This is a genomic window from Halopseudomonas sp. (assembly GCF_036961105.1).
Taxonomy (GTDB): domain Bacteria; phylum Pseudomonadota; class Gammaproteobacteria; order Pseudomonadales; family Pseudomonadaceae; genus Halopseudomonas.
This window is the reverse complement of sequence record NZ_JBALWW010000036.1, coordinates 1-9,185: the sequence shown is the minus strand read 5'-3', so window position 1 is coordinate 9,185 and position 9,185 is coordinate 1. Positions and strand designations below refer to the sequence as shown.

Sequence of the window (9,185 nt, the reverse complement as noted above, 5' to 3'; positions counted from 1 at the left end):
TCCAGCTTCCAGCTTCCAGCTTCCAGCTTCCAGCTTCCAGCTTCCAGCTTCCAGCTTCCAGCTTCCAGCTTCCAGCTAAAGCTGCCCGTTATTCTTTATGGCCTTATGACATAAGCAAATCCATCTAAAGAGCTGATTGTTCTGCTGTTACCCTTTCTATAGGCTGTATGTCCGGTTTATGAAGATCGGCGTTATCCGTGCTCGAAGACAGAGGAGATTGTGATGATTGATAGATTGTCAGTGTTGCGGGGACTGAAAGGTTTGGCTGGTATGGTCGCGGTGAGCACCGGTCTGGTAATGGCCCCGGCGCAAGCGGCCGATCAGGAAATTCTTAATTCCTCGTACGACATTGCTCGTGAGCTATTTGCCGCCTATAACGAGCAGTTTGCTCAATATTGGCAGCAGGAAACCGGCAAGACTGTCGAAATCAAGCAGTCGCACGCCGGCTCCTCGCGCCAGGCTCAAGCGATTCTTCAAGGGCTGCGTGCCGATGTTGTCACCTATAACCAGGTAACTGACGTGGATATCCTGCACCAGCGCGGTGAGCTTATCCCGGCGGACTGGCGCGAGCGTCTGCCGAATGCTAGCTCCCCGTATTACTCCACCATGGCTTTTTTGGTACGCAAGGGTAATCCCAAGAACATACAGAACTGGGATGACCTCGCACGCGATGATGTTGATTCGGTGATGCCTAACCCCAAAACGTCAGGTAATGGGCGCTACAGTTACCTGGCGGCACTGGGTTATGCGCAGAAGGCCTTTCCTGATGATCAGGCCAAGGTTGACGCTTATCTAAAGACCTTTCTTGGCAATGTTGCTGTCTTTGATACCGGCGGCCGTGGCGCTACTACCACCTTTATTGAGCGGGGGATCGGTGACGTATTGCTGACCTTTGAGTCTGAGGTAAACAACATCGTGGCGCAGAATCCAGACGCCGGATATCAGGTGGTAGTCCCCAAAGTCAGCTTCCTGGCCGAGTTTCCTGTTACCTGGATCGATCGAAATGTGGAGCGCAATGGTACCGAGGCGGTATCCAAGGCCTATCTCGAACATTTGTATAGCGAAGATGCTCAGCGCTTGATTGCTGGATTCAACTATCGTGTGCACAACGAGACGGTCAAGGCAGAGTTTGCCAAACGTTTCCCTGAGCTCGAGTTGCTGCCCATCGAAGATATTGCAGGCAGCTGGGACAACGCGATGAAGGTTCATTTCGCCAGCGGTGGTAAACTGGACCAACTTCAACGCAGGTAATCGAATCAGTTCATGAGTACATTCTTGGCCGGCGCTTCGCCGGCAAGTCAAAACAGACCCGGCAAGCGCGTGCTGCCGGGTTTTGCTTTGAGTCTGGGCATTTCCCTTCTGTTCATAGGCCTGGTGCTGCTGCTTCCTCTTACCGGTCTGGTCATGCAGACCGCAGGAATGAGCTGGGCCGAGTACTGGAACGTGATCAGCGATGAGCGCGTAGTGGCTTCCTATAAGGTGACGCTGTGGGCTGCTGCCATCGCCTCGTTATTCAACGGTGTGGTAGGACTGCTGCTCGCCTGGGTTCTGGTGCGCTACGACTTCTGGGGCAAGCGTCTGGTCGATGCGCTGATGGATCTGCCCTTTGCTCTGCCGACAGCCGTCGCCGGCATTACCTTGGCGGCTCTGTTTTCCGAAGGTGGCTGGTATGGCCAGTTCCTGGCTGCACTCGGCATCAAGGTTGCTTTTACTCCCCTGGGTATTGTGGTGGCGATGTCGTTTACCAGTCTTCCCTTCGTGGTGCGTACGGTACAGCCGGTGCTGGAAGACCTTGCTCCCGAGGACGAAGAGGCCGCCGTTAGTATTGGTGCCAGCGACTGGACGGTGTTCCGCCGCATTCTCTTTCCAGCCTTATGGCCCGCGCTGATGACCGGCGTCGCGCTCTCGTTCACTCGCAGTCTGGGCGAGTTTGGGGCGGTTATCTTCATTGCTGGCAATATGCCCTACGTCAGCGAGATCACCAGTTTGATGATCTTTGTACGCTTGCAGGAATATGATTACGCCGCCGCCAGTGCCATTGCTTCGGTCGTGCTCATGGCTTCGCTGGTGTTGTTGCTGGCAATCAATCTGTGGCAAGCGCGCTACCTGCGCCGCTTGCACGGGCGGTGAGTGGCATGAGCAGAGCCAAGTCCACGTTGCGTATTGGTGACCAGCCCTGGGTTAAGTGGACCCTGATCGGTGCGGCACTGAGTTTGACCCTGTTGTTGCTGGTCATCCCCTTGGTGCTGATCTTTGTCCAGGCTTTTTCTTCCGGACTGGACAGTGTCTGGAGCAACCTCACGGACACTTATACCCTGGCGGCCATTGGTCTCACGCTCTTCGTCGCCGCAATGACGGTGCCGATCAACCTGGTGTTCGGGGTTTTTCTGGCCTGGCTGGTTACCCGTTTCGAGTTTCCTGGACGCAAAGCGCTGATCACCCTGATCGATATTCCTTTCGCCGTCTCGCCCGTGGTCGCCGGTTTGCTTTATCTGCTGCTATACGGGAGCAATGGCTGGCTGGGCGGCTGGCTGATGGAGCAGGATGTCCAGCTGATGTTTGCCTGGCCGGGTATCGTCATGGTCACCGTTTTTGTTACCTGTCCCTTTGTCGCCCGCGAACTGATTCCCCTGATGCAGCAGCAGGGGCGTGAGGAAGAAGAGGCGGCGGTGGTACTCGGCGCCTCCGGCTGGCAATTGTTTCGCAAGGTGACGCTACCCAACATTCAGTGGGCGCTGTTATATGGCGTCGTGCTGACCAATGCCCGGGCGGTTGGTGAATTCGGGGCAGTCTCGGTAGTGTCGGGCAACATCCGCGGTGAAACCAATACGTTGCCGTTGCATGTCGAGCTCCTCTATCAGGACTACAACGTAGCTGGGGCCTTTACCAGCGCATCATTGCTGGCTGGCATTGCCTTGGTGACGCTGCTGGTGAAGAGTTTTGTCGAGTGGCGCCAGGCCCGCCAGCGTGTGCCCGAATCAGATCAAGCGGACAGTCTTTGATGAGTATCAGGTTAGAGTGCATTAATAAGTACTTCGGTCAGTTTCAGGCGCTGAAGGACGTGTCTCTGGACATCCCCGATGGTCAGCTTACTGGATTGCTGGGGCCGTCCGGCTCGGGCAAGACTACGCTGCTGCGCATCATTGCGGGGCTCGAAACGGCCGAGCAGGGACGCATTCTGTTTCACGATGAGGATGTCACTAATCTTCATGTCCGTGATCGGCGGGTAGGCTTTGTTTTTCAGCATTACGCGTTGTTTCGGCACATGACCGTGGCCCAAAACATTGCCTTCGGATTGGAGGTGATGCCACGGGCGCAAAGACCAGCCCCGGCTGTTATCCGCAAGCAGGTGGCTGATCTGCTCGAAATGGTGCAGTTGCAGCACTTGGCCGCGCGTTACCCGGCGCAGCTGTCCGGTGGGCAAAAGCAGCGTATTGCACTGGCGCGGGCATTGGCAATGAAGCCGGAAATCCTGCTGCTCGACGAGCCCTTCGGTGCTCTGGATGCCAAGGTGCGCAAGGATCTGCGCCGCTGGTTGCGCGCTCTGCACGATGAACTGCATTTCACCAGCGTATTCGTTACCCATGATCAGGAAGAGGCGTTGGAGCTGTCCGACCGGGTGGTCGTTATGAGTGCCGGCAAGATAGAGCAGGTGGACAATCCGCAGGCCTTGTACGCGGAGCCGGAAAGCCGCTTTGTGTTCGACTTCCTTGGGCACGTCAACGTATTGAACGGACAGCTTGATGCGGGTCGGGTGGTACAAGGCGAGGCATGGGTGCAAATGCCGGCCGGGGTAGGTTGCGCCGAGGAGGTACAGCTCTATCTTCGTCCGCACGAGGTGCGGCTGCAGGATTGTCCGGCAACGCACGCGCATTTGCCGCTGCGAATTGAGTCGATCAGTCTGATTGGCGCAGAGGTGCGTCTTGAGTTGGCGCCCTGTGGCTGGGCTTCACCGGAGCCCTGGGAGGTCGGCATTAGTCATGTCGAATTCAATCGCTGGCAGCCGCAACGCGGTGATCGTTGCTATGCTGTGCCGGATGTTGGACACCTGTTCGATGTTCAGCAGACCCATCCGCGTACCTTGAGCTGGGTGGACGAGTAGCTTCCAGCCCCCTATGCCGGAGACGGTATGAACCCATACGAGCGTTTCGTGCTGCCCCGGTTGATCGATGGTCTCTGCGGTATGGGCGATATCATGGCGCGGCGCGCCGAGCTGGTACCGCGTGCCCGTGGCGATGTGCTGGAGATAGGTATGGGCACGGGTTTGAATCTTCGGTATTACGACGGGCAGAAAGTGCAGCGCATTCTGGGTGTAGACCCTGCTGCGCAGATGCAGCCCCTGGCCCGCCAGCGCGCCGCGCAAATTGCCATTGCTGTGGACATGATCGCAGTGGGTGCGGATGGCATAGCCGCGCCGGATGAGTGCTTTGACACTGCCGTCATGACGTTTACCCTGTGCAGCATTGCCGACCCACTGCCGGCGCTCACCGAAATCCGTCGGGTGATGAAGCCCGATGCGCAGCTGCTGTTTTGCGAGCATGGCTTGGCGCCGCAGCCATCGGTGCAGCGCTGGCAGCATCGTTTGACGCCATGGTGGCGGCCGATTGCGGGTGGCTGTCATCTCAATCGTGATATTCCCGCGCTGCTACAGCAGGCTGGATTCGTGTTGAGCGAGCTGGCGGCCGACTACATTCCCGGGCCGCGTCCCATGACCTATCTCTATCAGGGTGTGGCACTCAAAGCCTGAAACCCTCGGCCACGTATTCGGCCAGGCACTCGGTTATCGGCGTCTGCGCTTGCGGATTGCGCAGCAGAACGATGCTGGCGGAAGGCATGGCCGGTAGCCCATGTTCGCTGCCAAGAACCTGCATGTCTGAAGGAATCAGGCTTTCCAGTTGCGCGGTAATTGCCAGGCCGGCGCCGACCACCGCCATGATGGCGGAAAGGCTGGGGCTGGTGTACGCGACACGGTACTCGCGTTCCATGGCATCCAGTGCGTTGCACGCCCATTCGCGGCAAAAGCAGTCGTTGTTGAACATGGCCAGCGGCAGACTGTCCTGTTCGTGCAGGGCGAAGCCTGCGGCTTGCGCCCAGACCATATTTTCCTGGCGCAGCAGTTGGCCGATCTCTGTTCCGGGTTTGCGCGTCACTATGGTCAGATCCAGATCCTTGCGTTGCAATAGCTGGTACGACGGCTCGCAGTGCAGCTCTACCTGAACCATGGGATAGCTCTGCGCAAAGCGTGCCAGGATGCTGGGGAGAAAACGCATCACGTAATCATCTGGCGTGCCTATGCTCACGGAGCCGACCATGTGCGGCGCGCGCAGGGTGCTGATGATCTCACCCTGCAGCTTGAGTATGCGCCGTGCGTAGCTCAGCAATAGTTGCCCTTCTGCCGTCAGCGTCAACTGGCGCCCCGCGCGCTGAAACAGGCTGCGCTTGACCACATCTTCCTCCAATCGCTTCATCTGCATGCTGACTGCGGATTGGGTGCGGTTGAGTAGCTCGGCGGCACGGGTAAAACCGCCTTGATCGGCAATTGCGACAAAGGTGCGCAGTAGCTCGCTGTCGATAGTTGGATAATCTGCCATTGATCAATTCCTGAGATGCTTTGCATAAGAAACATTCGTTGGATTGATATTATCCTTGGCGGCAAACTTTCTCCACTGGCATGGAGGAAGTGGTCATGAAAAAGCCGTCTATTGTGGTTCCCCCTAATCGAACAGCCTGGTCGGGTCTTGGCTAGGCGCAGCAGAATATTGCTTGTCAGGGGATGGCGGCAGCTGGCTCGCTGGCATCGCTTGAGCTATGAGCGACGACTCTTGGCGAGCCTTTCGGACGGGCAGCTCAAGGACATCGGCATCTCGCGTGCCGAGGCCTTGCAGGAAGCGGATAGGCCATTCTGGGATGACAAGGCCTGAGGATAGCGGCAAAGCGTCGGCGACGGTATGATGTGCGGTTTCTCCATCTGGATGCTGCCGACTTATGTTGCACGCAATTCTTGCTCTGCTGGCTGACGGCCAATTTCATTCGGGCGAAAAGCTCGGTGAGCAGCTTGGCGTCAGTCGTGCAGCCATATGGAAGGCACTGCAGCCGCTGGAGCAACAGGGTTTTCCACTGCATCGCGTGCGCGGTAAGGGTTATCGCATCCCGCAGGGCGCGGTCTTGCTCGACCGAGCGGTCGTTCAGGCTGCCTTGCCGGGCGCGCTCGCTGAGCGTTGGCAATGGCACCTTTATCAGCAGGTCGATTCTACCAACGCGCAGGCCCAGCGACTGGTCGCCGAAACCGGCGTGCGTCCGCTGGTGGTGATTGCCGAGCAGCAGACCGCCGGGCGCGGTCGCCGCGGACGCCAGTGGAGCAGCCCGTTCGGGCAAAACCTTTACATGTCTTTTGTCGAACCGGTCAGCGGCGGAGCGCAGGGGCTGGAAGGTTTGAGTCTGGTGGTTGGGTTGACGCTGGTACAGGCGCTGGAATCCTGTGGCTACCAGGGTTGTCGTCTGAAATGGCCAAACGACGTGTTGCTTGATGGCGCCAAGCTGGCGGGCGTGCTGCTGGAGATCTCCGGCGACCTGACCGCCGATGCCGTGGTGGTTATCGGCGTCGGCGTCAATGTCCTTATGGAAGCTGACGACGAGATTGACCAGCGCTGGACATCTCTGCGCCGCTGCGGGCAAAAGGGCGTGCTGGACAGGAATCAGTTGATCGCCGCTTTCGCCTCCCGTTTGGCCGAGTCCCTTGTGCTGTTCTCACGAGAGGGGTTTTCTGCCTTTCACGCCCGCTGGCAGGACTATGATGCCTGGCTGGGGGCCGAGGTTCAGGTGATTTCAGGAGACAATGTGCGCACCGGGCGCAACCTCGGTGTCACTCGACAGGGTGCCCTGCGCCTGTTGTCCGAAGGCGGGGAAGTGGACGTTAATGGCGGTGAGGTCAGTTTGAGGTTGAGCCATGCTTCTTGAGCTGGACTGTGGCAATACCCTGATCAAATGGCGACTGCTTGATCGGGAAGGGCGGGTGCGTGATCGCGACATGGCGCCCGATCTGGTTGAGCTGCAGTGTCTGCTGGGTGGTCAGGAGCGCGAAATACACGGTTGCCGGCTGGTAAGCGTGCGCTCGGCGGATGAGACCCAGGTCGTGATGGACCAACTGACAAGTTGGCTCAAGCTGCACCCGGTGCTGGCTAAGAGTAGGGCGGAGCTGTGCGGTGTACGTAACGGCTACGCGGATCACGGCAAGTTGGGTATGGACCGCTGGCTGGCCCTGGTGGCGGGTTACAACCACTGCAAGCGGGCCTGCCTGGTAATCGACCTGGGTACCGCAGTCACCGTCGATTTTGTCGATGCCAGCGGACAGCACCTGGGTGGCTACATCGCGCCTGGCAGCAAGTTGCTTCGCGGTAGTCTGCAGCGGCACACTCGGCTGATCCGCTATGAAGAATCGTTACGCGGCGACCTGCTTGAGTCGGTACCTGGGGTGAGTACGGCGGAGGCGGTCGAGTTTGGCTGTGACTTGATGCTGGTCGGTTATGTGCGTGAGCAGCTGCGTGTGGCTCGCCAGGTGCTGGGCGACGAGATGGTTGTCATCCTTACCGGTGGTGATGCAGAGCGCATGGCTGCAGCGCTGCCCGAAACCTGTCATACGCTGAGTGATCTGGTATTCGACGGCCTGGCGATGGCTTGCCCAATGGAGATCGACTGATGCGCTCGCTGTTCCTCTTTCTGTTGTTGCTCAATCTGCTTTACGCACTTTGGCAGTGGCAGATTGGTGGTTGGCGGTTGTTTGAGCACGACCTCGCGCGCGAGCCCGGCACGGCGGTGACAGATGTGGCCGCCGAGAGGGCTTCATCTATAGCTGGTAGTGGCGCGAATACGACGCTACCGGATGCAAAGCAGGTGCCCGGCGCGCTGGCCGAGTCGAAGCCAGCGCTGTGCGTAATGTTGGGTACCTTTGCTGAGCGGGCGTCGGCCGAGCAGCTGCAGCAACGGTTGCTGGCCCTGGATATTGCCGCAGAGTTGATTGCTCAAGAAGAGGTGGCCAGCACCGATTACTGGTTGGTGATGTCGGTAAAGGGTGGTGCCCAGGGCGCCATGGCCAGGCTCTCTTTGCTGCAAGAGAAGGGCGTGGACAGCTTCGTGATTACGCGTGGCGATTTTGCGGGCAATTTGTCGCTCGGTGTCTTCAGCCAGCGTGAGTACGCCGCGGCGCGCCAGGCCCAGTTGGAGGCGGAAGGTTACGAGGTAAGCATCCAGACGGTAGAAAAGACTCGGGAGCAGTATCTGCTACAGGTGCCGCCCGCCGCGCGCCGGTTGCTGGATCAGGCCATGCTGTCGCGCCTGCGTGCCGACTTTCCTGCAATGCAGCATCAATATCAGGCTTGTGACGGCGTTGCCAAAGGCAGCGACATCCCCTAGAATGGCGCCCGCTCCGAGGCTTGGTAATGCCGGGGAGCGCTTTTGTTGGCCGAAAACGGCGTTCAAGTGGGTGTTTTTGCTAATAAAAGTGTTGACACAGTGGTGCCAAGTGATGAAAATGGCGCCTCTTTTACGGAGGGGTTCCCGAGCGGTCAAAGGGATCAGACTGTAAATCTGACGGCTTAGCCTTCGAAGGTTCGAATCCTTCCCCCTCCACCAGATTTCGCGTAGTCAGGCTACTTGGCGGGTATAGTTCAATGGTAGAACCTCAGCCTTCCAAGCTGATGGTGCGGGTTCGATTCCCGCTACCCGCTCCAGTCTGACGATGTAATGGTTTGTAAGCTCATGTAGCTCAGTTGGTAGAGCACACCCTTGGTAAGGGTGAGGTCAGCGGTTCAAATCCGCTCATGAGCTCCAATATCAAGGCAGATATGCGAATATCTGCCTTTTATTTAATGGTCGCGTGACACGCGCATTGCTCTCACGAATAGGGGATCTCTCGATGGCTAAAGAGAAGTTCGAACGTAGCAAACCGCACCTGAACGTAGGCACCATTGGTCACGTTGACCATGGCAAGACTACTCTGACAGCTGCATTGACCCGCGTTTGTGCAGAGTCCTACGGCGGCGCTGCCCGTGCGTTCGACCAGATCGACAACGCGCCGGAAGAGAAGGCTCGCGGTATCACCATCAACACCTCGCACGTAGAGTACGATTCTCCGACTCGTCACTACGCGCACGTTGACTGCCCTGGCCACGCCGACTATGTGAAGAACA

The 9,185-nt window shown here is 58.2% G+C and carries 11 protein-coding genes and 3 tRNA genes; 13 read left to right on the top strand and 1 reads right to left on the bottom strand.

Annotated features, from left to right (window positions below):
* Window positions 1-270: 270 nt before the first annotated feature.
* From cysP to V7756_RS18725, 5 genes are read left to right on the top strand one after another with little or no spacing between them, the layout of a single operon-like run.
* Window positions 271-1,251, top strand: a complete 981-nt coding sequence (cysP, locus tag V7756_RS18745; RefSeq protein ID WP_335611726.1) for a thiosulfate ABC transporter substrate-binding protein CysP — start codon at window positions 271-273, stop codon at window positions 1,249-1,251.
* A 12-nt stretch (window positions 1,252-1,263) separates the two neighbouring features.
* Entirely contained in the window at window positions 1,264-2,130 is an 867-nt protein-coding gene (cysT, locus tag V7756_RS18740) for a sulfate/thiosulfate ABC transporter permease CysT (RefSeq protein WP_335611725.1), read from the top strand.
* 5 nt (window positions 2,131-2,135) lie between these two features.
* Window positions 2,136-3,002, top strand: a complete 867-nt coding sequence (gene cysW, locus V7756_RS18735) for a sulfate/thiosulfate ABC transporter permease CysW (RefSeq protein ID WP_335611724.1) — start codon at window positions 2,136-2,138, stop codon at window positions 3,000-3,002.
* Window positions 3,002-4,102: a sulfate/molybdate ABC transporter ATP-binding protein gene (locus tag V7756_RS18730; protein ID WP_335611723.1), complete on the top strand. Its 1,101-nt coding sequence runs from the start codon at window positions 3,002-3,004 to the stop codon at window positions 4,100-4,102. Before cysW ends, V7756_RS18730 begins: the two co-directional genes overlap by 1 nt.
* A gap of 27 nt (window positions 4,103-4,129) precedes the next feature.
* Window positions 4,130-4,747, top strand: a complete 618-nt coding sequence (locus V7756_RS18725; RefSeq protein ID WP_335611722.1) for a class I SAM-dependent methyltransferase — start codon at window positions 4,130-4,132, stop codon at window positions 4,745-4,747.
* Here V7756_RS18725 and V7756_RS18720 read toward each other — a convergent pair.
* A complete protein-coding gene (locus V7756_RS18720) occupies window positions 4,737-5,591 on the bottom strand; it encodes a LysR substrate-binding domain-containing protein (protein WP_335611721.1) in 855 nt (284 codons plus the stop codon). The two genes, V7756_RS18725 and V7756_RS18720, sit on opposite strands and share 11 nt — an antisense overlap.
* A 111-nt stretch (window positions 5,592-5,702) precedes the next feature.
* Here V7756_RS18720 and V7756_RS18715 point away from each other — a divergent pair, with 111 nt between their 5' ends.
* The 8 genes from V7756_RS18715 to V7756_RS18680 all read left to right on the top strand — a co-directional run.
* Complete coding sequence (locus V7756_RS18715) at window positions 5,703-5,921, top strand: DUF1127 domain-containing protein (protein WP_442909031.1); 219 nt, start codon at window positions 5,703-5,705, stop codon at window positions 5,919-5,921.
* Between the two features lie 64 nt (window positions 5,922-5,985).
* Window positions 5,986-6,957: a bifunctional biotin--[acetyl-CoA-carboxylase] ligase/biotin operon repressor BirA gene (gene birA / locus V7756_RS18710; protein ID WP_335611719.1), complete on the top strand. Its 972-nt coding sequence runs from the start codon at window positions 5,986-5,988 to the stop codon at window positions 6,955-6,957.
* The gene (locus V7756_RS18705; protein WP_335611718.1) at window positions 6,947-7,696 is read left to right on the top strand and encodes a type III pantothenate kinase; all 750 of its coding nucleotides are present in this window, start codon (window positions 6,947-6,949) and stop codon (window positions 7,694-7,696) included. The genes birA and V7756_RS18705 overlap by 11 nt, the downstream gene beginning before the upstream one ends.
* The gene (locus V7756_RS18700; RefSeq protein WP_335611717.1) at window positions 7,696-8,409 is read left to right on the top strand and encodes an SPOR domain-containing protein; all 714 of its coding nucleotides are present in this window, start codon (window positions 7,696-7,698) and stop codon (window positions 8,407-8,409) included. The genes V7756_RS18705 and V7756_RS18700 overlap by 1 nt, the downstream gene beginning before the upstream one ends.
* A 134-nt stretch (window positions 8,410-8,543) precedes the next feature.
* Window positions 8,544-8,628 (top strand) — tRNA-Tyr (locus V7756_RS18695).
* Window positions 8,629-8,652: 24 nt separating this feature from the next.
* A tRNA-Gly gene (locus V7756_RS18690) sits at window positions 8,653-8,726 on the top strand.
* 24 nt (window positions 8,727-8,750) lie between these two features.
* Window positions 8,751-8,826, top strand: a tRNA-Thr gene (locus V7756_RS18685).
* Between the two features lie 85 nt (window positions 8,827-8,911).
* On the top strand, window positions 8,912-9,185 hold a 274-nt coding region (locus V7756_RS18680), incomplete at its 3' end, for a GTP-binding protein (protein ID WP_335611716.1).

Excerpts from the sequence above, each read along its gene's own strand:
- cysP (WP_335611726.1), top strand. The coding sequence starts at position 271 with ATGGTCGCGGTGAGCACCGGTCTGGTAATGGCCCCGGCGCAAGCGGCC.
- cysT (WP_335611725.1), top strand. The coding sequence starts at position 1,264 with ATGAGTACATTCTTGGCCGGCGCTTCGCCGGCAAGTCAAAACAGACCC.
- cysW (WP_335611724.1), top strand. The coding sequence starts at position 2,136 with ATGAGCAGAGCCAAGTCCACGTTGCGTATTGGTGACCAGCCCTGGGTT.
- V7756_RS18730 (WP_335611723.1), top strand. The coding sequence starts at position 3,002 with ATGAGTATCAGGTTAGAGTGCATTAATAAGTACTTCGGTCAGTTTCAG.
- V7756_RS18725 (WP_335611722.1), top strand. The coding sequence starts at position 4,130 with ATGAACCCATACGAGCGTTTCGTGCTGCCCCGGTTGATCGATGGTCTC.
- V7756_RS18720 (WP_335611721.1), bottom strand. The coding sequence starts at position 5,591 with ATGGCAGATTATCCAACTATCGACAGCGAGCTACTGCGCACCTTTGTC.
- birA (WP_335611719.1), top strand. The coding sequence starts at position 5,986 with ATGTTGCACGCAATTCTTGCTCTGCTGGCTGACGGCCAATTTCATTCG.
- V7756_RS18705 (WP_335611718.1), top strand. The coding sequence starts at position 6,947 with ATGCTTCTTGAGCTGGACTGTGGCAATACCCTGATCAAATGGCGACTG.
- V7756_RS18700 (WP_335611717.1), top strand. The coding sequence starts at position 7,696 with ATGCGCTCGCTGTTCCTCTTTCTGTTGTTGCTCAATCTGCTTTACGCA.